Raw genomic sequence first — 23,209 nt, 5'->3', positions numbered from 1 at the left:
TCGCATGTTTATCATACGGGCGGCGTGCGAGAGTCCGGGGATCGCCACGCCTCGCCCGGTCTGCCGGTGTCCCGCCCGACTTCCCGCTCGACTTCCCGTCCTGTCTGCCGCCACCGGCCTGCCGCCCCCGGCCTCCGCGCCGTGACCCGGCTGCTCGCCGTGGGCGGCCTCGTCGTCGCGACCGCCGGGCGCGGCTGGGCGGCGTCTGAGGGCGCCCCGACACCGTCGGCCGTCACCCTGTCCGAGATCTCGGTGGTCCCCGCGGCGCCTCTGGTCATCCCCGCGACGGACGGGCCCAGCGCCAGCGCCGGCTATGTCGGCGGCGTCACCGGGATCGGCGGCGCCCTGCTGAGCGTCGACGCGGCCAGCGCCGGCCTCATCGGCGGGGCGGTCCTCAACGCCCGCCCGGTCACGCGGCCCGGCGAGGTGCTGGAGGCAGTGCCGGGCCTGATCGTCACCCAGCACAGCGGGGAGGGGAAGGCCAACCAGTACTTCCTGCGCGGCTTCAACCTCGACCACGGGACCGACATCGCCATCAGCGTCGACGGCATGCCGGTCAACATGCGCACCCACGCCCACGGCCAGGGCTACGCCGACCTCAACTTCCTCATCCCCGAACTCGTCGGCGCGGTGGAGTACCACAAGGGGCCGTACTTCGTGCGCGACGGCGACTTCGCCTCCGCGGGCTCGGTGCGCATCGACTATCTCGACACCGTGCGGGAGAATCTCGCGCTGACCTCGATCGGCAGCTTCGGCTACAAGCGGGCCCTGTCGATCGCCTCGGCCCCGCTGGGCGAGGGCACCCTGCTGGTGGCCGGCGAGGCGCAGGTCTACGACGGGCCGTGGACCGTCCCGAACGCGCTGCGCAAGCTCAACGGCGTCGCCCGCTACAGCCAGGGCACGGCGCTGGACGGGTTCGCGGTCACCGGCATGGCCTACGCGTCCCGCTGGACGGCCACCAACCAGATCCCGGAGCGGGCCGTCGGCGCGGGGCTGATCGGCCGCTACGGCACCCTCAACCCCACGGATGGCGGCGACACCGCCCGCTTCTCCCTGTCGGGGCGGTTCAGCGCGACGGACGACACCGGCATCACCCGGGCCTCGGCCTACGTGATCCGCTACCAGATGAACCTGTTCAACGACTTCACCTACTTCCTCAACGATCCCGTCGGCGGCGACCAGTTCCACCAGCTCGACCAGCGCGTCCTCGGCGGCGGCGAGATGCTGCACATCTTCCAGGGCGACCTGTTCGGCCGGCCGCTGGAGGTCGAGGTCGGCGCCCAGACGCGGACGGACTCGATCCGCGTCGGCCTGTTCAACACTGCCTTCCGCCAGTACCGCTCGACCGTGCTCGACGACCGCGTGCTGGAATCGAGCGGCGCCCTCTACCTCGACACGCGGGTGCGCTGGACCGAGTGGCTGCGCACGAGCGTCGGCGTGCGGGCGGACGGCTACTACGCCGACGTCCGCTCGGACACGCCGGCGAACTCGGGACGGGCCACCGACGGCATCGTCAACCCGAAGCTCGGCCTCGTGCTCGGACCGTGGTCCGACACTGAGATCTACGTGAATTACGGCGGCGGCTTCCACTCGAACGACGCGCGCGGCGTGACCGCCACGGTCGATCCCGCGAGCCCCCTGTTCAACATCACCCGGTCGCCCTTCCTGGTGCCCTCCACGGGCTACGAGCTGGGCCTGCGCAACCGGTCGATCGCCGGGCTGGAGACGAGCCTCGCCCTGTTCCGGCTCGACTTCGCCTCGGAGAACATCTTCCAGGGCGACACCGGCACCACGGAGCCGAGCCGCCCGACCCGCCGGTTCGGCGTCGAGTGGACGAACCGCTACGCGGTGACGCCGTGGCTGTCCCTGGACGGGGATCTGACGATCACCAACGCCCGGTTCTCCAGCTACGACCCGGTGGGCAACCGGGTGCCGGAGGCGCCAACGACCATCGCGTCGGCGGGCGTGACCTTCGGCGAGCCCCTCGGCTGGTTCGGGAGCCTGCGGGTCCGCTATTTCGGGCCGCGTCCGCTCATCGAGGACAACGCGATCCGCTCCCGGGCGACCGCCCTGCTCAACGGCCGCATCGGCTACCTGTTCGACACCGGGGTGAGCGTCTCGCTGGACGTGCTCAACCTGACGAACAGCAAGGCCGACCAGATCACCTACGCCTACGTCTCGCGCCTTCCGGGCGAGCCCGCCGAGGGGCTGATCGACCGCCTCTTCCACCCGGTGGAGCCCACGGCCGTGCGCCTGACGATCGCCGGGCGGTTCTGACCGCCGGCGCCACGACGACACGCGGATCCCGACCCCCTCGCGGCAGACCCATGCCGCGAGGGAATTCGTCCCGGCGTCCCGGTCGCGTCAGCCGCCGCTGCGCGAGACCCGGTAGTCGCGCGGGGTCAGGCCGTAGGTCTCCCGGAACGCGCGACTGAGCTGGGCGCCGCTCCCGAAGCCGTAGGCCTCCCCGATCGCGCCGATCGACCGCGGCTCCAGCGGATTGTCGAGGGCGGCCCGCACGGCCGCGAGGCGCTGCCGCGCGCGGTAACGCGCCACCCCACCTTCCGGCTCGAACAGGCGGTAGAGCTGGGAGCGCGATATGCCGAGCGCCCGCGCGATCGCGTCGATCCGGGGCGGCGTGTCGAGCTGGCCGCGGATGAGCCGCTTCGCGGCCCTGAGCCGGGCGGCCTCGAGCGGCGCGGCCGCGCGGGCCGCTCCCTCCAGGCTTGGGCGCGCGCAGGCCGCGACCATGTGGAGCGTGGCCTGCGCGATCGGGGCGGCGTCGGTCGCGGTGATCGCGCCGCTATGCGCGGCCAGGCTCCGGATATGGTCGGCGAGCAGGCGGCCCGCGCCGCCGGTCAGGATCAGCCCGTGCATCGCGTCCTCGTCCGGCAGCACGGTGGCGATGGAGGCGCGCGGGACGGCCAGGATCAGCGAGTCCGTCTCCGGCACCCGGCTGCGGCGGTACGGCTGCGACAGGTCGTTGAGGCTGACCGCGCCCGCCGGAACCTCCGCCACGCCCCGTTCGGTCTCGACGCTGTAGGCGTGCCGGCTGAGGTGCAGGACGAACCCGTCCTGACCGTCGCGCCGGATCCGGGAGCGGGATCGGGCCGGCGCCTGCGGTGCGGCGCTCATGACGCGCAGGGCCATCGGGCCGATCAGCGTCGTCTCGATCCGGCCCGAGAAGCCGTGCGGATCGGCATCGAGGTCGTGGGCTGCGAACAGCGCGCGCCACGCGGCGAAGCGGTCGCGCTCCGGCAGGGCATCCGTCGTGAAGAGGGAACGGGGTACGACGTTCACGGCGGGACCGATGAGCGAGGGTTGAGTGAGTTTACCTTACGTTGCGCGATCGACCAGTGCGCACGGGACACAATCTACGATCTGACGCGACCCGCTCCCACGGGGTGACAGTCTGTACCCCGGGGCCATTGTCCCATCGCGGCAGTGCCGCGATGGGACGACCTTCGGGCCACCAGGGCTTGCGAGAAACATAACGCGTTATATAATTGATGTCGGGAGAACCGACATGCCGGCAGACATCCTCGACGAACTCGGGCCGCTCTTCCTGGGCAGCCGCCTCAAGCGCCTCGCCGACCGCTTCCAGGCCGACGCCGCCCGGATCCTGCGGGACGAGGGACTCGGCATCCAGCCGGCCCAGTTCCCGCTCCTCGCCGCCATCGACCGCTACGGACCGCTGACCATCGGCGACGCCGCCGCCGCCCTCGGCGTCAGCCAGCCGGCGGCCACGCGCACGGCCGCGAGCCTCGTCGCGCTCGGCTTGCTCGAAGAGGCGCGGTCGGACGCGGACCTTCGCCAGAAGGCGCTGTCGCTCAGCGGTGCGGGCGAGGCCCTGATGGCGCGCGCCAAGGACGCGCTCTGGCCGCGCGTCGACAGGGCCGTCGCGAGCCTGTGTGCCGGCCTGTCGGGCCCCCTGCTGGACCAGGTCGCCGCCCTGGAGCGCAGGCTCGACGCCGTCCCGTTCGCGGCCCGCATCCGCCAGGACGGCGCGGCCGGCGACGCCGCGACGGGCCTGACGATCCGGGACTACACGGACGCGCTGGCGGACCGCTTCCGCGACATCAACGCCGAGTGGATCGAGGCGATGTTCGCGCTGGAGGAGAACGACCGCCGGATCCTGTCCGATCCCCGCGGCGAGATCCTGGACCGCGGCGGGCTCATCCTGTTCGTTGAGTCGGCGGATCTCGGGATCGTCGGCACCTGCGCGCTGATGCGGACGGAGGCGGGCTGCTACGAGCTGACCAAGATGGCCGTGTCCGCGCGGGCCCGGGGCCGCAAGGCCGGCGAGCACCTGCTGCGGGCGGTGCTGGCCCGCGCCGCGGCCATGGAGATCGAGACGCTCTACCTGCTGACCAACACCAAGTGCGCGGCCGCCGTGCACCTGTACGAGAAGGTCGGGTTCCGGCACGACCCGGAGATCATGGACCGGTTCGGCCGGCGCTATGCCCGCTGCAATGTGGCCATGCGCTATCCCCTGTGACGCCGCGCGCCCGACGCGCCGAGGGCGACCCGTTCCCGGTCGTGCCGCCCGGCGCGGCGACGAAGCGCGGATCCCGGCCGTGCGCGGGCCCGCGCGGCGCCGCAGCGAGCCGCTCCCATCCGCGGAGGATAGCCGCGCGCTCTGCGTCAGATCTCGTTCAGCAGTGACGATGCGCGGACAGACAAAATGATGGGCGCGAAGAGTTCAACTGAAAATTGATTTGGGCGATCTGTTTGTGAGAGCATCAGCAACAGATCCCGTAACGGAATCTTATCGTCGCGCTTCCATCTTGGTGGCCCCGCTCTGGAGCTGCGCTCGGACAATGAAAGCTTGGTTCGCGAAACTTTCGATCCAGCACCGGCTGGTCGGAGCACTCGCGCTGCTCATCGTCTGTCTGCTCCTCGTCGGCGGCGTGGGCCTGCACGCCGTCGGCGATCTCGCCGAGGACCAGATCCGCCTCGGCAACGGCACGCTGCCCAGCGTGCGCTACGCCGGCGAGCTGCGCGGCAACGTGATCGACGTGCGCGTCAGCGTCGTGAACCACATCCTCTATCCCGAGGCCGCCCACATGCGGGCCGAGGAGGCGGCCCTGGCGAAGAAGACGGAGGCGGTGGCCGCCGCGATGCGCAACTACGCGCCGCTGATCGACGGTCCGAAGGAGCGCGCGCTCTTCGACGTGTTCGACCGGGAATGGAAGAGCTACCTCGCGGCGATCCCCGCCGTGCTGGAATACTCGCGGACGGGCCGCAAGGATCTGGCGCTGCGCGAGAGCTTGGTCGGCGTCCGCCCCCACATCAAGGCGGCCTCCCAGGCGCTCGAGGAGATCGTGGCGCTCAACAACGCCAGCGGCGAGACGGCGATCGCCCAGGGAGCGGCCGCCGCCTCCGGCGCGAAGCGGCTCATGCTGGCGATCGGCGCCATCGCCCTCGTGCTCGCGACCGCGCTCGGTGCGCTGATCGTGCGGAGCATCGCCGCCAGTGTCCGCGCCGTGCTGGAACCGATGCGGCGGCTGGCGGCCGGGGACCTCGCGGTCGCGATCCCGCACCAGGGCGAGCGGAACGAGATCGGCCAGATCGCTGACGCCGTACAGGTCTTCAAGGATTCGGGGATCGAGGCGCGGCGGCTGGCCGCCCTCCAGGCCGAGGCCGACGCCGCCAAGATGCGCCGCGCCGAGCTGCTCGACCGCATCACCCGCGGTTTCGAGCGGGAGGCCGGGGCGCTCACGGACGAGCTGACCGCCGCCGCCACCGAGATGGAGGCGACCGCCGCCTCGATGACCGAGATCGCCGCGCAGACCAACACCCTCGCGGCGAGCGTCTCGGTCGCCGCCGAGCAGACCTCCGGTAACGTCCAGCAGGTCGCGAGCGCGACCGAGGAGATGGCGGCCTCCGTGCAGGAGATCAGCGGGCAGGTGACCCATTCGGTCGAGATCGCCGCCTCGGCCATCGCGCGCGCACAGGAGACCGGCACCATCATCCGGGAGCTGTCCGACAGCGCCGACCGGATCGGCGCGGCGGCCGGCCTGATCTCGGGCGTGGCGAGCCAGACCAACCTGCTCGCCCTCAACGCCACCATCGAGGCGGCGCGCGCCGGCGAAGCCGGCCGCGGCTTCGCGGTGGTGGCCGCCGAGGTCAAGACGCTGGCCGAGCAGACGGCCCGGGCGACCCAGGAGATCTCCGCCCGGATCGGCGCGATCCAGTCCGCCACGCGGGGCGCGGTGGAGGCGGTCCAGGGCGTGAGCCGCACGATCGACGACATGTCGGGCATCGCCACCCACATCGCCTCGGCGATCGAGGAGCAGGGCGCGGCCACGCGCGAGATCGCGCGGAACGTCCAGGCGGCCGCGCACGGGACCCGGCAGGTCACGGGCCATATCGGATCGGTGCGCGAGGGGGCCGGCGAGACCGGATCGGCCGCGACGCAGGTTCTCGACGCCGCGCGCACCCTCGCGGTCCGGTCCGACGGGCTCAGCCGGGCCGTCCGCAGCTTCCTGGACGAGGTCCGGGCCGCCTAGAGCTGCGCCCGATCGAGGCGCGACGGGGGGATCGCCGAGCCCGTGCCGTCCGCGGTGCCGGCCCCTCTCCCGCACGGCAGAGGGGGCATGGCGCGGCTGCCCCGACCGGAGCGTCTGTCTTCCGGATCTGTCTTCCGGAACGGTGCACAACGACTTGGACCGCCCCCCGCGTGAGGCCCCGCGGGTCGACGCGCCGGTCGGCCCGGGGATCGGGCCGCCCCGCCCGCGCTCAGTTGCAGCCGTCGCAGATGCTGCGCTCGATCTTGTTGAGCCGGGCGCGCTCGTGCTCCTGCACGGCGCGCGGCGGCACCTCGCCCGGGCCGAGGGACGTGCCGGGGGGTTTGGTCACGCCGAGGCTGTTGGTGTTCGGCGCCGTGATCGTCGTAGCCGGGCCGCCGCCCGTCCCGGTCTGGTCGGGCGCCAGGCCCTGGGCCGCGAGGGTGGCCGGGACGGCCAGGCTCAGCAGGGCCAGGCCCGCGGAGCGGAAGAGGGTTCGGGTCATCGTACCTCCCGTCGTCGAGCGCGCGTGAAACAGCTTGGCAGTATCCGTCGCCTCCCGAAACCGCCTTCGTCCAGTCGTGAGCCGGATGGCTCCACTATCCACCGTAATCCGACTGGCCGATAGAGTCCCGACTGCGCTCAGAGCGATCGCTTGGCGGACCGGTTCGGCTGCCGGCCCGGTCGGTCCGATCCGATCGCGCGATCATCGGGCGAAATCTATCCGGTCAGATCTTAGTCGATCGCTAATAAATATTAGCTAAGTATTTACAAGAGCGGGATCGGGTCCCGTCGAGAGTGGATCCGGGAACAGGGAGCCTCGCATGTGCGTCGCGTGTGACTGGGCGCCCCATTTCCAGGCCTTCGGGGGCGGGCGCGCCGTCAATCGGCGCGCGGTGCTGCGGTCGGGCGCGGCCATCACCGCGACGGCGCTCGCGCTGGACCTCGTCCCGACGGGCGCCCGCGCCGAACCGGGGAGCGGCCGCGCGGCCGCGGCGGGGCCCGCCGACGTCGTGTTCCACAACGGCCCCGTCTACACGGTGGCGGGGCCGGCCCCCTGGGCCGAGGCGGTCGCGGTGCGCGGCAACACCATCGTCCATGTCGGTGACGCGGCCGGCGCGCTGGCGCTGGCCGGCCCGGCCACGCAGGTGGTGGATCTCCAGGGCCGGCTGCTGATGCCCGGCTTCGTCGAGGGCCACACCCACCCCTTCCTCGGCGCGTTCCTGACGTCCGGGGTCGACCTGCAGCGCGAGAACCTCGCCCAGGTCCTCGCGGCCATCGAGGCCTACGCGAAGGCGCATCCGACCGGGCCGATCCGCGGCTTCGGGTGGCGCGTCGACATGTTTCCCCCGGAGGGCCCCAACCGGGCCGAACTCGACGCCATCCTGCCGGACCGGCCGGCCTTCTTCTTCGCCATCGACGGGCACAGCCTGTGGGCCAATTCCAAGGCGCTGGCGATGGCCGGCGTCGACCGGGACACGCCCGACCCGATCCCGCGCTTCAGCTACTACGCGCGCGACCAGAAGGGCGACCCCACCGGCTACGTGCTCGAGGTCAACGCGGTCCTCGGGCTGGTCAACGCCGTGGAACCCATCAGCGTCGCCGCCATGGGCAGCCTGCTGGAGGGCTGGCTGCCCAAGGCCGCGGCCGCCGGCATCACCACGGTCTTCGACGCGGGCGTCCCGCCCGTCGGCAGCGATCAGGCCGCCATCATCGCGCTCTACGTGGAGGCCGAGAAGCGCGGCACGCTGCCGTTCCGCGTCTCCGCCTCCTACTCGGTGAAGTCGCTGCCGATCGACGACACGGTCGAGCAGTTCAACGCCGTGCGTCGGCAGGTCTCCGGCGAGCTCGTGCACGTCGACATCGTGAAGATCGTCGGCGACGGCTCGCAGGGCGGCTACACGGCGTGGCTGATCGAGCCCTACGCCGACCTGCCCGACTCGACCGGAGGGTCGCCCTTCACCGAGGCGCAGTGGCACGACCTCGTCGGCGCGGTCGACGCGGCGGGCTTCGACGTCCACGTCCACGCCTGCGGCGAGCGGACCGCCCGCGTCGCCCTCGACGCGATCGAGAAGGCCGTGGCGAACAACCCGGCCCGCGACCGGCGGCACGCCATCGCCCACTTGGTCTATGTCGAGGACAGCGACGCGCCCCGCTTCGCCCGGCTCGGCGTGACCGCGCAGTTCTCGGCCAACTGGTCGTCGGCCGACCCCGACACGCTGCAGAACATGATGGCGCGCTACGGCGCGCACCGCGCCAGCCGGATGTACCGGACCAGGACGATCCTGAAGCAGGGCGGGCGGGTCTCCTTCGGCACGGACTGGCCGGCGGCCGGCTACGTCTCGACCTACGAGCCCCTCACGTCGATCCAGGTCGGCGTGACGCGGCAGCTGGTCGGTCGGCCGGACGCGCCCGTGCTGAGCCCCGCCGACGAACGTCTGACGGTCGCGGAGGCGATCCACGCCAACACGATGGGCGCCGCCTACCAGCTCCGCATGGACGACAGGATCGGGTCGGTGGAGGTGGGCAAGCGCGCCGACCTGATCGTCCTCGACCGCAACATCCTGACGATCGATCCGCACGAGATCCACCGGACCAAGGTCGTCCTGACCATGATGGACGGCGTCGTGCGGCACCGGGCCTGAGGATCCGGCCGGACGATCAGGCCGGCCGATCAGGGGCCCGGCGCGGCGCCGGCGGCCGTCCCCCCCGGATCCGCGAGCCGGTCCGCCACCATCCGGCAGAACGCCTCGGCCGCAGGCGGCATCGTCCGCCCGGCCTTCTTGATCAGGCAGACCGGACGCTCGAACAGCGGGTCGTCGATCGGCCGCGAACGGAGCAGGGGCTCGGCCCGGATCTCCCGCGCCGCGCCCGGGAGGATCGTCAGGCCGAGGCCGGCCCGGACCAGGCTGACGGCGGTCATCATGTAGGTGGCCTCGCAGGCCACGCGGGGCAGGCGGCCCGAGCCGACGAAGGCGCGGTCGACCACCGCCCGCACGCTCGTGGCCGGGTCCATCAGGATCAGGGGGTGCTCGGCGAGCGCCGCGATCGTGACCCGGGGCAGCGCGCCGATCGGATGATCGGCGGGATAGATCACGTGCAGGGCGTCGCGCGTCCGGTGCAGGACGCCGATCTCCGGATCGCGGACGTCTCCGCCGACGATGCCGAGATCCGCCTCCTCCTCGCGCACGAGGTCGAGCACCCGCTGCGCGATGACGTCGTTGATCCGGAACGTCACGGCGGGGTGCTCGGCGCGGAAGCGGACGATCGCGTCGGACAGCACGCTCGCCGCGAAGGACGGCAGCGTCGCGACGCGCACGACCCCGTGGCGCCGTGCCGCGAGGTCGCGGGTGTCGACCACCACGGCGTCGAGGTCGCGCAGCACCCGCTCGAACACGGGCAGCAGCTCGCGGCCGAGCCGCGTCGGCGCGACGGTGCGGCTGGTCCGGTCGAGGAGCCGCGCGTCGAGCATCTCCTCCAGGCGCTGGATCTGAACCGTCAGGGCGGGCTGCGACAGGTTCAGCAGGGCGGCCGCGCGGGTGAAGCTGCCGACCTGGACGACGGACACGAAGGCCCGCACCTGCCGCAGGTTGAGATCCATAATCTCAGGCTATCGCTGCGATCCGATCTTTTCAATTGTGTCATGAAGCCGTCCGCCGTTTCCTGACCCGATACAGGCGCGGGTCCGAACCGCGCCGGCGCCAACGGGAGGAACGGATGCTGGCCCTGCTCGGCCTGTGCACGATCGCGCTGCTGCTCGCCGCCATCCTGACCAAGCGGATGTCGCCCCTCGTGGCGCTGATCGTCATCCCGGTCGCGGCCGCCCTGATCGGCGGGTTCGGGTTCGATACCGGCAAGTTCGTCCTCGCGGGCCTGCAGAGCCTCGCGGGCGTCGTCGGGATGTTCGTGTTCGCGATCCTGTTCTTCGGCATCGTCAGCGATGCCGGGATGCTCGACCCGATCATCGACCGGATCCTGGCCCGGGTCGGCACCCGCCCCACCCGGATCGTGCCCGGCACCACCCTGCTGGCGCTGCTGATCCACCTCGACGGGTCGGGCGCGGTGACGTTCCTGATCACCATCCCGGCGATGCTGCCGCTCTACGACCGCGTCGGCATCGACCGGCGCATCCTGGCCTGCGCCGCCTCGATGGCGGCGGGCGTGAACTTCCTGCCCTGGACCGGGCCGATGATCCGCGCCTCCGCGGCCCTCAAGCTGCCGATCCCCGAGATCTTCTCGCCCCTCGTGCCGGTTCAGGCGGTCGGGCTCGTCTTCATCTTCGCCGCCTCGTACTGGCTCGGCCTGCGGGAGGAGCGCCGTCTGGCCCTCGTCCCCGGGGCGACGGGGTCCGCGGGAGCCGCGCCCGGCCCGGCCACGACCGCCCGGACCCTCAGCGACGCGGAGCGGGCCCTGCGCCGGCCCGACCGCTTCTGGATCAACATCGTCCTCACGGCCGCGGTCCTCGGGACGATGGTGTTCCTGGCCGAGAAGGTGCCGCCGGCGCTGATGTTCATGCTCGGCACGGCGCTCGCGCTGGTCATCAACTACCCGCAGGTCGACGCCCAGCGGCAGCGCGTCGACGCGCACGCCAGGGCCGCGATCCTGATGGCCTCGATCCTCCTCGCCGCCGGCGTGTTCACCGGGATCATGCAGGGCACCGGCATGCTCAGGGCCATGGCCCAGACGGCGGTCACCTTCGTGCCTCCCGAGATGGGGCGCCACATCCCGTTCGGGCTCGGCCTCGTGTCGATGCCCCTGTCGATGCTGTTCGACCCGGACTCGTTCTACTTCGGCGTCCTGCCGGTGGTGGCGGAGGTGGCCCACCAGCTCGGCGTCCCGCCGGTGCAGGTCGCCCAGGGGGCGCTGCTCGGCCAGATGACGACGGGCTTCCCCGTCAGCCCGCTGACGCCCGCGACCTTCCTGGTCTGCGGCCTGACCGGGATCGACCTCGCCGACCACCAGAGATTCACCTTCCCGTTCCTGCTGGCGGCCTCGGTGGTGATGACCCTCGCCTGCGTCGTCTTCGGCGTCTTCCCCATCTGAACCCCTCTGACAGCGGAGAGCGCGCCATGAGAACCGTCCGCCTCGGCGCCGGCGCCGGCTATGCCGGAGACCGCATCGAGCCCGCCGTCGAACTCGCCGAGCGCGGCGACCTCGACTACCTCGTGTTCGAGTGCCTCGCCGAGCGCACCATCGCGCTGGCGCAGCAGGCGAAGCTGCGCGACCCCGAGGGCGGCTACGATCCGCTGCTGGAGGCGCGCCTGCGGGCCGTGCTCGGGCCGTGCCGGGCCCGCGGCATCCGCATCGTCACCAACATGGGCGCGGCCAACCCGGTCGCCGCCGCCCGGAAGGCCGGGGCGCTCGCGCGGGAGATGGGCCTCGCCGGCCTGCGGATCGCCGCGGTGACCGGCGACGACCTGCTCGACGCGGTGCGGGCGGGCGACTTCGTCTTGGAGGAGAGCGGCGAGCCGGTCGCCGGCCTCGGCAACCGCGTCGTCTCGGCGAACGCCTATCTCGGCGCGGCGCCGATCGTGGCCGCCCTCGCGGACGGCGCCGACGTGGTCATCACCGGCCGCGTCGGCGACCCGGCCCTGTTCCTGGCCCCCCTGGTGCACGCCTTCGGCTGGGCGATGGACGACTGGGAGCGCCTGGGCCGCGGCACCCTCGCGGGCCACCTCCTCGAATGCGCCGGCCAGATCACCGGCGGCTACTTCGCCGATCCGGGCTGCAAGGACGTACCGGACCTCGCGCGCCTCGGCTTCCCCATCGGGATCGTGGCCGAGGACGGCACGGTCGAGATCACGAAGGTCGCGGGTTCGGGCGGCCGGATCAGCCTCGCCACCTGCAAGGAGCAGCTGCTCTACGAGGTGCACGACCCGGCGCGCTACATCCAGCCGGACGTGGTCGGCGACTTCTCCGAGGTCGAGATGGAGCAGGTCGGCCCCGACCGCGTCCGGGTGCGCGGCGCGACGGGCGCGCCGGCGACGGGCCTCCTGAAGGTCTCGGTCGGGTACGTGGATTCCTATATCGGCGAGGGGCAGATCTCCTACGCCGGGCCCGGCGCCCTGGCCCGCGGCCGGCTCGCCCTGTCGGTGGTGCGCGAGCGCCTCGCCCTCACCGGCGTGGCGACGACCGAGCTGCGCTGCGACCTGATCGGCGTCGACGCGCTCCACGGCGCGGCGCTGTCGGGCGAGCGGGAGCCCTACGAGGTCCGCCTGCGGGTCGCCGGGCGGACCGAGACCCACACCGAGGCCGTGCGGATCGGCAACGAGGTCGAGACGCTCTACACCAACGGCCCGGCCGGCGGCGGCGGCGCCTGGAAATCGGCCCGCGAGGTGGTGGCGGTGCAGTCGGTCCTCGTCCCGGCCGCCCTCGCCCGGCCGCGCGTGCACGTCGTCGAAGCCTGAGAGCCGGGAGACCCGAGGATGAAGCTGCGCGCGCTCGCCCATGCCCGCACGGGCGACAAGGGCAACACGTCGAACATCGCGCTGATCGCCTACGACGCGGCCGATTACGAGCACCTCGCGGCGCACGTCACGGCCGAGCGGGTGCGGGCGCATTTCCGCGGGATCGTGACCGGCGACGTGACCCGCTACGCGTTGCCGAAGCTCGGGGCGCTGAACTTCGTGCTCACGGGCGCGCTCGGCGGCGGCGTCACCCGCTCCCTGGCCCTCGACGCGCACGGCAAGGGCCTCGGCGCCGCGCTCCTCGATCTGGACATCCCGGACCTCGGCGCCGGCCGAGCCGCACGCGGAAGCCCGAGACGGTGAGGGGCGAGGCCGCCGCGGCCTGATCGCGATGCGGGTTCGAACCAGAGGCCGCCCATGACCGTTGACGGTCGTTCAGCGTGACCGTTCGAAGAGCCCAGATGGACCGCCCCCGCCGCGTCGGACTGCCCTGGTACACCCCGGAGCAGTACCCAGCCCTGCGCACCAGCCTCGCGGACGGCGCCAAGCTGCCCCCCGACTACGAGACCTGGCGCGTCGCCACGGAGCAGATGGAACGGGAGGTGCAGCGCAGCGGCGTCGAGGTCGTGCGCGTGCCGGTCGAGCCGGAGATCTTCGCGGCGTGGTGCGAGCGCGCCGGGCTCCCGCGCGACGCCGCGGCGCGCGCCCGGTACGCGGCCGCCGCGCTGGCGGCGGACTGGGCCGTCTGAGAGCGGGCGCCCAGCCGGGCCTCGATCCGGGCCTCGAGCCGGGCGACGTTCGACGGCCCCCGCGCCCGCGTCACGGATCACGTTGATCCCGCCATCCCTGCCGGGTTGTCCTGCGAGGACTAGCACATCGCAGTAGAGCGGTTGCGCGCAACTCTTTTCCGCCGATCTCACGCGACTCGTCCCGACGGAGCGGTCCGGGGAAATCTCGCAAATTAGAATTATTACATGTTGATTTTGTCTCTGATCTGCAACTGAACTGCCGTTATAGGCTCGCAGGCGAGCTTGACCTATTGCGTTCCTGTGCGGCGGCCGCGCAGATGGAGGTCTCGCAGCCGAATCCGACCGCGGCGGCTGCAGCGCCCAAGAGTTGCCTGCATGTGCGTCGATTTCGCTCCCGCTCCGTCCGATCGACCACAGAAGCGCCTCCCGTATTGGGGGCCGCTCCTGCTGTCGGTGGCCGTCGGTATCTCGCTGCCCGCCGACGAATTGGCCGCGCAGCCGGTGAGCGGCGGGCAGACTGCTGTCACCCTCGACGAGATCCAGGTTGTCGGACAGGGAGGATTGTCGCCCAACACGGCGACCGGGCCGGTCAACGGTTACGTCGCCAAGGCGAGCGCGTCCGGCACGAAGACGGACACGCCGATCATCGAGACGCCGCAGACGATCAACGTCGTGGGCGCCCGTCAGATACGCGACGAGGGGGCCTCGACGCTGGCCGAGGCCCTGGCCTACACGCCCGGCCTGAGCAGCCAAGCCGTGGGCGGCTTCGCCAAGGTCTCCGACGGCTTCACGATCCGCGGCTTCACCGTCGAGGCGGGCAATTCGGGGCTGCTGCGCGACGGCCTGAAGCTGCAATCGGGCGTCTATGACGGGACGCAGGAGCCGTACGGGCTGGAGCGCCTGGAGGTCCTCAAGGGCGCGGCGTCGATCCTGTACGGCCAGCTCTCGCCCGGCGGCATCGTCAACGCCGTCAGCAAGCATCCGCTCCAGACGCCGTTCAACGAGATGAACGTCAGCTTCGGCCAGTACAATCGCAAGGAAGTGTCGGGCGATTTCACCGGACCGCTCACCGACGACGGCGCGTGGTCGTACCGGCTGACCGGGCTGATCCGGAACAGCGACAGCTATCTCGCGTACACGCCCGACGACAAGCGCTACATCGCGCCCGCGATCACGTGGCGGCCGTCGACGGCGACCTCCGTCACGCTGCTCGGCTACTATCAGGAGATCCACACGCGCTTCCAGCCGCCGCTCTCGGCGGTCGGCACGCTGCTGCCCAACGGCCGGTTCCCCCGCTTCGCCATCGACCGGTTCTACGGCGAGCCCGCCTTCGACCGGTACGATTCCCGGTCGGGCGCGATCGGCTACCAGATCGACCACGCCTTCTCGGACTCGGTCCGGCTGCGCCACGCCCTGCGCTACTACCAGTCGGGGGTCGACTGGGACTACCTGACCCCGACATCCCTGCTGGCGAACCGGCAGGTCGCGACGCGCGGCATCAGCATGCGCAACGAGAACGCGACGGGCGTGGCGTCGGACACCTCGCTCGAGACGAAGTTCGTCATCGGCCCGACCGCGCACACGCTGCTGACTGGCATCGACTACTACCGCAGCTTCCTGAACTCGGAGCGCTACACCAACGGCACCGTCGGCAATCTGAACGTCTACGCCCCGGTCTACGGCCTGACCTACCCGCGGATCAATTACGCGATCAACACCGGCTCGAAGAGCCTGCTCGACCAAGTCGGTATCTACGTCCAGGATCAGGTCAGGTTCGACCGCTTCGTCTTCCTGGCCGGCGGCCGCCAGGACTTCGCGCGCACGCAGGTCCTCACCTACCGCACCGGCGCGCAGCTCGATCAGAACGACAGCGCCTTCAGCGGGCGGCTCGGCCTGCTCTATCTCGGCGATTACGGGCTGGCGCCCTACGTCTCCTACAGCCAGTCCTTCCAGACCTTCGCGGTCACCGACCGGAACGGAAATCCCTTCCAGCCGTCGCTCGGCGAGCAGTACGAGGGCGGCCTGCGCTGGGAGGTCCCGGGCGCCGACACCCTGCTCAGCGCCGCGTTCTACCGGATCAACCAGACGAACGCGCTGGTGGCGGACCCGGTCAACCCGGTCTTCAGCACGCAGGCCGGGCAGGTCCGCTCGCAGGGCTTCGAGGCCGAGGCGCGGACGAATTTCGGCCCGCTGGAGGCGGTCGCCTCCTACTCGTACACCGATGCCCGGCAGACGCGGACCACGGTCGCGGCGAACTTCAACCAGCGCCTCGACCTCGTGCCCTACAACCAAGCCGGCGTGTTCGGCACCTACGACATGGGCCTATTCGGGATCCCGGGCCTGCGGCTCGGCGGCGGCGTGCGCTACGTCGGCAGCTCGAACATCTCGGGCGCGACCTTCGACTCGCGCGCGGCGACCCTGTTCGACCTCGTGGCGCTCTACGATTTCGGCGTCGCCGACCCGAGCCTCAAGGGATGGCGCGCCCAGATCAACGCCCGCAACGTCCTCGACCATTCCTACGTCACCTGCGTCACGGTGAATGGCTGCCGGTACAGCGAGCCGCGCAACGTGTTCGGGACCCTCACATACCGGTGGTGAGCCTCTCGCCGGCGGTCGCCCCCACGCGGGGCGGCGGGTCCGGACGCGGCGGGACCGCGCCCGGGCATCCGCGTCGGACGGCCGCCGTGAGCCCGCCAGCGTCGGCCCCGGCCGGATCGGCGCGCGGTCCCTGATCCGACGCATCCCTGCGCCCGCCGCGGACCGGACGCACCGCGCGCTCCGGGTCCCCGCCGCCGCCGCGGCCCCTCGTCCCGCGCGCGGGAGCAGAGATCGGCGCCGTCCTGTCGGGATCGACGCGGGCCCTCGCGGAAGGGCCCGCGCCCGGATCAGGCTTCGGCCGCGTCGAGGGCCTCGGCGAACGCGTCCTGGAACGCGGTGCTCCGGAGGATGTCCAGGTGCCGCGCGCCGGGAATGATCCTCAGGTCCGCGACCGGCGCCAGCGCGCTCCAGTCGCGCAGGCGCTCCGGTCGCGTCAGCGAATCCGCGGCCTGGAAGACGTGCACGGGCCGCGCCAGCGGCGCGAAGGCGTGGCGCTTGGCCCGCACGCGCTTGTCCAGGAGAGCCCACAGCTCGAACTCGCGCGCCGTCAGGTCGGGCCCGTCTGCGGGCAGCTCCGGGTTGTCGATGAGGTAGGCGTCGAGCGCCTCCCGCTCGTCCGCGTCCATGCGGGCGATCAGCCCGCGCCACTGCTCGGCCATCCGCGAGCCCTCCAGCCAGTCCGCGCGCCGCCGCGCGGCCAGCGCCCGCGCGGCCGCGTCCAGAGCCCGCGGCGCCGCGAAGGGCACCGACTCGAACACATCCACGAGGCCCAGGAAGTCGACGCGCACGCGCCCGAAGAGACGGCGCGCGGTCTCGTAGGCGAGGTCGCCGCCGGACGACCAGCCGACCAGCGCGCACCGGCCGCCCGGCGCGTGCGCGGCGATGCAGTCCGCGTAGGCGCCGCTCAGCGCGGGCACGTCGTACCCCTGCCAGCGCGCCTCCGTGTAGACGTGGCTGACGAAGCCGTGGACCGGCCGCTCCGGGCCGAGCCGCGCGGCCAGCGCGGCGAACTCGGTCGCGTTGGCGATCAGGCCGGGGACGCAGAAAAGCGGGGTCCGTCCGCCCTCGCGGCGGAGATGGACGATCTCCGGCCCGCGCGGAGCCGCCGGCGCGACGCGTTCGGCGAGGTCGGCGAGGCTCTTCGCGCCGAGGATCTGGGCGAGGGTGAGGGTCTTGCCCCCCGCGACGCCCTGTCGGCGGATGCGCGCGAGCATCTTCAGGCTCAGGATCGAGTCGCCGCCGAGGTCGGCGAAGGCGTCGTGGCGGCCGATCGCGGACGGATCCAGGCCGAGGAGGTCGGCCCAGAGGGCGGCGAGCGCCCGCTCCGTCCCGTCCCGGGGCGGATCCTTCCCGCCCGTCCCGGGCGCCGCCTCCAGCGACGCCAGGGCGCACCGGTCGAGCTTGCCGTTGGGGGTCAGGGGCAGCGCGTCGAGCCGGGTCAGGCTCGTCGGCACGAGGGCCGGCGGCAGGCGCTCGGCGAGCCGGGCGCCGACCGCGGCGAGGTCGAGGTCCGGGTCGGCCACGACGTAGCCGGCGAGGCGCGGGCCGTCCGCCCCGTCGGCCTCCGGTTCGGCGAGCGCGATGACGGCGGCGTCGCGGATTCCCGGAAGGTCGCGCAGGGCCGCGGCCGCCTCGCCGGGCTCGACCCGGTGGCCCCGGATCTTCACCTGGTCGTCGGCCCGGCCCACGAAGGCGAGGCTGCCGTCGCGGAGAAGCCGGACGCGGTCGCCGGTCCGATAGAGGCGCGCCCCGGGGCCGGCATGCGGGTCCGGGACGAACCGTTCGGCGGTGAGGCCCGGCCGGTCGAGATAGCCCCGCGCGACCTGCGGCCCGCCGAGGTAGAGCTCCCCCGTCGCGCCCGGCGGCACCGGTGCGAGGAATCCGTCGAGCACGCGCGCGCGGACGCCCGGGAGCGGCGTCCCGATGGGCGCGCCGCCGGCCCAGCGTCCGGCCCCGTCCTCCGGGCCGAGCGCACCGCCCCGGTGTTCCGCCCCCGCGCGGACCTCCTGGCACAGCGCGCCGACCGTCGCCTCGGTCGGCCCGTAATGGTTGACCACCCGGCAGCCGGGCTTCAGCGCGGCGATCCGGTCGACGAGGGGCCAGCGCAGCGCCTCGCCGCCGAGGATGAGGAGCCGTTCTGGCAGCGCGGCGGCGGGGTCGGCCGCCTGGAGCAGCGCGCCGAGGTGGCTCGGCGCGATCTTCAGGGCGTCGATCCTCCGGCCCCCGGCCGCGTCCCCCCCGACCGCCGCGGCGAAGCGGTCGGGGTCGAGGGCGGTCTCGTGGTCGAGGAGGTCGAGTTCCGAGCCGCCGGCCAGCGCGCCGAACAGCACGGTGTTGCCCAGGTCGGCCGCAACGGTCGAGGCCATCGCGACGCGGCCGCCGGCGGGCAGGCCGACGCGCGCGAGCATTCCGGCCACGTACTGCGCGAGGCCGCCGCGGGTCACGACGACCCCCTTGGGCCGGCCCGTGGAACCCGAGGTGTAGAGGATGTAGGCCGCCGCGTCGGGATGCGGCGGCGCGGCCGCGAAGGGCGGGGCCGCCGCGTCCTCGGCCGGGTCGAAGCGCGCCGCGATCACCGGCCGGTCGGGCCGGTCGCCCGGGACCGGCTCGCCCAGGACGAGGCAGGCCCCGCACTCGGCCACGAGGTCGGCCCGGCGGGCGGCCGGGAGGCCGGGATCGATCGGCACGTAGGCGGCGCCGGTCTTGAGGATCGCCAGGAGGCCGAGCACCCATTCGGGGCCGCGGCCGAGATGGAGGGCGACCCGCGTCTCCGACCTCGCCCCGTCCGCGGCCAGCCGCGCGGCGAGGCGGTCCGAGGCGGCATTCAGCTCGGCCCGGCTGTGGGAGCGCCGGCCCTGCCGCAGGGCGGGCGCCTCCGGCGCCTCGGCCGCGCGGGCACGCCAGGCCGCGACCACGTCGGGCGCGACCCCGTCGAGCGCGGCCGGGTCCGTCGCCGCGGCCGGGGCGGGGCTCGCCAGCGCGTAGAGCGGGCGGTCGGGTTCGGCGACGGCCGCGGCGAGCAGCGTCGCGAAGGCCTCGGCCAGGCCCGCGACGGTCTCGGGGTCGAACAGGTCGCGGGCGAAGGCCAAGCGGCCGCACAGGCCCTCGGCGGAATCGACGAGATCGAGGCTGAGGTCGAAGTGGACGTCGCCCCCGTCGAGGCCGCGCAGCCGCATCGGCCGTCCGGCGAACCGGGCGTCGGGCGGGGGCGCGGCCTGCTCGGTGACCTTGACCTGGAACAGCGGGTGGAGTCCGGGCCGGCGCTCCGTCGCCGACGCCGCGACGATCCGGTCGAACGGCAGATCGGCGTGCGCCTGGGCGGCCAGCAGCCGATCGCGGACCTGCCGGAGATGGGCGCGGAACCCGTCGCGCGGGTCGACGCGGGCCCGCAGGACCCCGATGCCCGTCAGGTGGCCGACCATGCCGCGCGTCTCGGGCCGCGCGCGGTCGGCGAGCGGCAGGCCGACGCGCACGTCCGCGCCGTCGCCGTAGCGGGCCAGCGTCAGGGCGAACCCCGCGAGGGCGGCCATGAACGGCGTCGCGCCCTCGCGGCGGGCGAGGCTCCGCAGGGCCTCGCTCACTTCGGGCGGGATCCGGAACGCGTGGATCCCGCCCGAAGCGGCGCGCTCCGCGCGGCGGGGCCGGTCGAGGGGCAGCGGCGTCTCGGCCGGGGACGCGCCCAGTTCCGAGCGCCAGTACGCGGCCTGGCGCGCGGCCTCCCCGGCCTCGAGCCGGCTGTGCTGCCAGAGGGCGTAATCCGCGTACTGCACGGGCAGCGGCGGCAGGCCGTCGGCCCCCGCCTCCCGCGACCGGGCCGCGTACAGGGCGTCGAGGTCGCGCAGCAGCAGGGGGATCGACTGCCCGTCGGCGGCGATGTGGTGCAGGCCCAGCAGGATCCGGTCGGTGCCGTCCCCGAGGCGGTGCAGCTCGACGCGGAGCAGGGGACCGCCCTCCAGATCGAACGGCTTGCGGGCCAGGGCCTCCGCGAGGGCGTCGCTGCCGGCGGCGTCGAGCCCCTCGCGGACCCGGATCGGGACCGGGGCGGCCGGGTGGACGCGCTGGCACGGCTCGCCCTGCGGATCCAGCCCGAAGGTGGTGCGCAGCGGCTCGTGGCGCCGCACGAGGTCGTCGACGGCGGCCTGGAGCCGCGCCGGATCGAGGGTCCCGGCGATCTCGACGATGCCGGTCAGGTTGTAGGCCGGGCTCAGGGGCTCGCGTTGCCAGGTCAGCCACAGGCCGCGCTGCGCCGCCGAGAGCGGCAGCGCCGTCCTGTCGCCGTCCGCCGGGACGATCGGCAGGGTGGCGAAGTCGATCCCGTTCTCGGCGAGCTTGGCGAGGAAGGCCCGGCGCTGCTCCGGCGCGAGCCGGGCGAAGCGTCGCGCGATCTGCGTGGCCTGAAGGGTCATGTCCGCGTCGCTCCTGCCGCCGTCTCGATCGCGTCGAGCCAGCTCTCCATGTCGGTGAGGTCGGCCGCCCCGGCCCCGCCGGTGCTGCCGGTGCTGCCGTCTGCGTCGATCCGGGCGGCCAGATCCGCCAGCGTCGGGTGATCGAAGACCGCGCGCAGCGGCAGGCGCGGTCCCAGGCTCTCCTGGACGGCGGCGACGAGCTTCATGACGAGGATGGAATCGCCGCCGCGCTCGAAGAAGGTGTCGGACCGGGCGACGGCGTCGGGGCCGGGCAGGCCGAGCACCGCGGCCCAGAGATCGGCGAGGCGCCGCTCGGTCGCCGTGCGCGGCGGGTCGGCGTCCCGGGCGGGCACGTCCGCGTCGGGCTCGGGCAGGGCGCGGGCGTCGAGCTTGCCGCTGGGCGAGAGCGGCAGGGCGTCGAGCAGGACGATCGCGGTCGGCACCAGGGCCTCGGGCAGGTCGCGGGCCAGGGCGCGGCGCAGCTCCTGCGGGTCGGGGCGCGCGCCCGGCGCGGGCACCGCGTAGGCCACGAGCCGCGCGGGGCCGTCGGGTCTGCGGCGGGCGACGACGGCGGCCTGGGCGATGCCGGGTTGTGCGCGCAGGGCGGCGGCGACCTCGCCGGGCTCGACGCGCTGGCCGCGGATCTTGACCTGCTCGTCGGCGCGTCCGCGGTAGTCGAGGGCGCCGTCGGGGCGGCGTGCGGCGCGGTCTCCGGTGCGGTAGAGGCGCGCGCCGGGCCTTCCGAACGGGTCGGGCACGAAGCGCTCGGCGGTCAGGCCGGGGCGTCCGAGGTAGCCGCGGGCGAGGCCGGTGCCGCCGATGTAGAGCTCGCCCACCGCCCCCACCGGCACCGGGTGCAGCGCGTCGTCGAGGACGTGGAGCTGCGTGTTGGCGATCGGGTGCCCGATCGGCACCCGCGTGGCGTCCGGCTCGGGCCCGCAGATCCAGGCGCTGACGTCGATGGCCGCCTCCGTCGGCCCGTAGAGATTCGCCAGGTCGGCCCGGCTCTGGGCGCGGACGGCGGCCGCGAGGTCGGGGGCGAGCGCCTCGCCGCTGCACACGATGCGGGACAGGCTCGGGCAGGCGGCGAGCCGGCCGGACGCCAGGAACGCCTCCAGCAGGGCGGGCACGAAGTGCACGATCGTCACCGCGTCCCGCCGGATCAGGGCGGCCAGCGCGTCCGGGTCGCGGTGGGCCTGCGGCGGCGCCATGACGAGGCGTGCGCCGCTGACGAGGGGCAGGAGGATCTCCCAGACGGCGACGTCGAAGGAGACCGGGGTCTTGTGCAGGATCACGTCGGCGGGGCCGACCGCGAAATGGGCCCGCATCCAGGCGAGGCGGTTGGCGATGGCGGCGCGGGTGTTGGCGCAGCCCTTGGGCGTGCCGGTCGAGCCGGACGTGTAAATGAGGTAGGCCAGGGCGTCCGGGTGCGGCGCCGCGGCCGGCAGGGCGGGATCGTCCGCCGCCTCTGCCAGATCCGGGGTGAGGATCTGCAAGTCCGGAAGCTCCGCCGGCCCGGGCATCCGCGCGGCCAGGCCGGACTCGGTGACGAGGAGGCGCAGGGCCGCCTCGCGGGCGGTCGCGACGAGGCGCGGGCGCGGCAGCTCGGGGTTGAGGGGCAGGATCGCGGCCCCCGTCTTGAGAACGGCGAGCCAGGCGACGAGCAGCGCGCAGGACCGCTCCAGCCCGACGCCGACCAGAGTGTCGGGACCGGCCCCGGCGCGGGCGAGGCGGCGGGCCAGCGCGGAGGCCGCGCTGTCGAGGGCGCGGCGGGTGAGCGCGCCCTGCCCGTCGGTCACCGCGATCGCGTCGGGGTCGTGCGCGCAGTGGCCTGCGAAGGCGGCGAGCACGTCGCCGGCGCCGTCCGGATAGGCCCGGGCGGTCGCGTTCGCCGAGCCGATCACCGCCCGGTCGCTGTCGGGCAGTGGCGGCGGCAGTGCCCCGAGCGGGGTTGCCGGGTCGGCCTCCGCCAGGGCGGCGAGCTGGGCCACGAAGGCGGCGAGCAGCGCCTCGGCATCCGCGTGTCCCAGGCGATCGGCGGCGTAGCTCAGGCGCAGGGCCAGCCGCGTCCCGTCGGGGCCGGTCTCCGGGTGGACCACCAGGTTGACGGGGTAGTGCGTGGTCTCGGCGACGATGGCCGGGCCGAGACGCAAGGCGTGCGGGTCGGCAGCGTCGCCGTTTCCGTCCCCGTCCCCGTTTCCGTCGCCGTCCCGTCCGTGGCGCGCGGCGGCGAGGGCGGCGTCGACGGGGTAGTTCTCGAACACCACGAGGCTGTCGAACAGGCCGCCCGTCCCTGTGCCCGTCCCTGTGCCCATGCCCGTGCCCGCGGCGCCGGCGAGGCGCTGGACGGCGGCCAGGGGCAGGTGGCCGTGCTCGCGCAGGCCGAGACCGGCCTCCTGCACGCCCGCCAGCCACGCGCCGAGGGGCCGGGCCGGGTCGAGGTCGACGACCACCGGCAGGGTGTTGATGAACAGCCCGAGCACGGTCTCGGCCCCGGGCAGGTCGGCCGGGCGCCCGGCCACGGTCGTGCCGAAGGCGAC

The 23,209-nt window shown here is 73.5% G+C and carries 14 protein-coding genes; 9 read left to right on the top strand and 5 right to left on the bottom strand.

Going from position 1 to position 23,209, the window contains the following annotated elements:
- The first annotated feature begins 141 nt into the window (after window positions 1-141).
- A complete protein-coding gene (locus ACQKQD_RS28060; RefSeq protein ID WP_427510174.1) occupies window positions 142-2,277 on the top strand; it encodes a TonB-dependent receptor in 2,136 nt (711 codons plus the stop codon).
- Window positions 2,278-2,364: 87 nt separating this feature from the next.
- Here ACQKQD_RS28060 and ACQKQD_RS28055 read toward each other — a convergent pair whose 3' ends face one another.
- On the bottom strand, window positions 2,365-3,300 hold the full coding sequence (locus ACQKQD_RS28055; protein WP_020094325.1) for a helix-turn-helix domain-containing protein: 936 nt from the start codon (window positions 3,298-3,300) through the stop codon (window positions 2,365-2,367).
- Window positions 3,301-3,526: 226 nt separating this feature from the next.
- Between ACQKQD_RS28055 and ACQKQD_RS28050 the strand changes: the two genes are divergently transcribed.
- Window positions 3,527-4,498, top strand: coding sequence for a bifunctional helix-turn-helix transcriptional regulator/GNAT family N-acetyltransferase (locus ACQKQD_RS28050; protein ID WP_427510173.1), 972 nt, complete (start codon window positions 3,527-3,529; stop codon window positions 4,496-4,498).
- Window positions 4,499-4,820: 322 nt separating this feature from the next.
- Window positions 4,821-6,512 carry a methyl-accepting chemotaxis protein gene (locus ACQKQD_RS28045; protein WP_427510172.1) on the top strand — a complete coding sequence of 564 codons (1,692 nt, stop codon included), beginning with the start codon at window positions 4,821-4,823 and terminating at the stop codon, window positions 6,510-6,512.
- A 229-nt stretch (window positions 6,513-6,741) separates the two neighbouring features.
- On the opposite strand, the gene ACQKQD_RS28040 is transcribed toward ACQKQD_RS28045, so the two are convergent.
- Window positions 6,742-7,014, bottom strand: coding sequence for a hypothetical protein (locus ACQKQD_RS28040; protein WP_020094328.1), 273 nt, complete (start codon window positions 7,012-7,014; stop codon window positions 6,742-6,744).
- 319 nt (window positions 7,015-7,333) lie between these two features.
- Here ACQKQD_RS28040 and ACQKQD_RS28035 point away from each other — a divergent pair, with 319 nt between their 5' ends.
- The gene (locus ACQKQD_RS28035; protein WP_427510171.1) at window positions 7,334-9,154 is read left to right on the top strand and encodes an amidohydrolase; all 1,821 of its coding nucleotides are present in this window, start codon (window positions 7,334-7,336) and stop codon (window positions 9,152-9,154) included.
- Window positions 9,155-9,183: 29 nt separating this feature from the next.
- Here the strand turns inward: ACQKQD_RS28035 and ACQKQD_RS28030 are convergent, their stop codons facing one another.
- On the bottom strand, window positions 9,184-10,110 hold the full coding sequence (locus ACQKQD_RS28030) for a LysR family transcriptional regulator (protein WP_427510170.1): 927 nt from the start codon (window positions 10,108-10,110) through the stop codon (window positions 9,184-9,186).
- Window positions 10,111-10,226: 116 nt separating this feature from the next.
- Here ACQKQD_RS28030 and ACQKQD_RS28025 point away from each other — a divergent pair, with 116 nt between their 5' ends.
- From ACQKQD_RS28025 to ACQKQD_RS28005, 5 genes are all read left to right on the top strand, one after another.
- Window positions 10,227-11,552: a CitMHS family transporter gene (locus ACQKQD_RS28025; RefSeq protein WP_427510169.1), complete on the top strand. Its 1,326-nt coding sequence runs from the start codon at window positions 10,227-10,229 to the stop codon at window positions 11,550-11,552.
- 26 nt (window positions 11,553-11,578) lie between these two features.
- Window positions 11,579-12,916: an acyclic terpene utilization AtuA family protein gene (locus ACQKQD_RS28020; RefSeq protein WP_427510168.1), complete on the top strand. Its 1,338-nt coding sequence runs from the start codon at window positions 11,579-11,581 to the stop codon at window positions 12,914-12,916.
- A gap of 18 nt (window positions 12,917-12,934) precedes the next feature.
- Entirely contained in the window at window positions 12,935-13,279 is a 345-nt protein-coding gene (locus ACQKQD_RS28015; RefSeq protein WP_091682746.1) for an AtuA-related protein, read from the top strand.
- A gap of 98 nt (window positions 13,280-13,377) precedes the next feature.
- Window positions 13,378-13,665 carry a hypothetical protein gene (locus ACQKQD_RS28010; RefSeq protein ID WP_020094334.1) on the top strand — a complete coding sequence of 96 codons (288 nt, stop codon included), beginning with the start codon at window positions 13,378-13,380 and terminating at the stop codon, window positions 13,663-13,665.
- Window positions 13,666-14,040: 375 nt separating this feature from the next.
- Window positions 14,041-16,263 carry a TonB-dependent siderophore receptor gene (locus ACQKQD_RS28005; RefSeq protein ID WP_427510167.1) on the top strand — a complete coding sequence of 741 codons (2,223 nt, stop codon included), beginning with the start codon at window positions 14,041-14,043 and terminating at the stop codon, window positions 16,261-16,263.
- A 287-nt stretch (window positions 16,264-16,550) separates the two neighbouring features.
- On the opposite strand, the gene ACQKQD_RS28000 is transcribed toward ACQKQD_RS28005, so the two are convergent.
- Window positions 16,551-20,669, bottom strand: coding sequence for an amino acid adenylation domain-containing protein (locus ACQKQD_RS28000; RefSeq protein WP_427510166.1), 4,119 nt, complete (start codon window positions 20,667-20,669; stop codon window positions 16,551-16,553).
- Window positions 20,666-23,209, bottom strand: a 2,544-nt coding sequence (locus tag ACQKQD_RS27995) for an amino acid adenylation domain-containing protein (RefSeq protein WP_427510165.1), incomplete at its 5' end; no start/stop codon positions are given. The genes ACQKQD_RS27995 and ACQKQD_RS28000, both read right to left, overlap by 4 nt.

The sequence above is a fragment of the Methylobacterium sp. NPDC080182 genome, assembly GCF_050281105.1.
Classification (GTDB): Bacteria; Pseudomonadota; Alphaproteobacteria; order Rhizobiales; family Beijerinckiaceae; genus Methylobacterium.
This window is presented reverse-complemented; position numbering and strand designations above follow the sequence as displayed.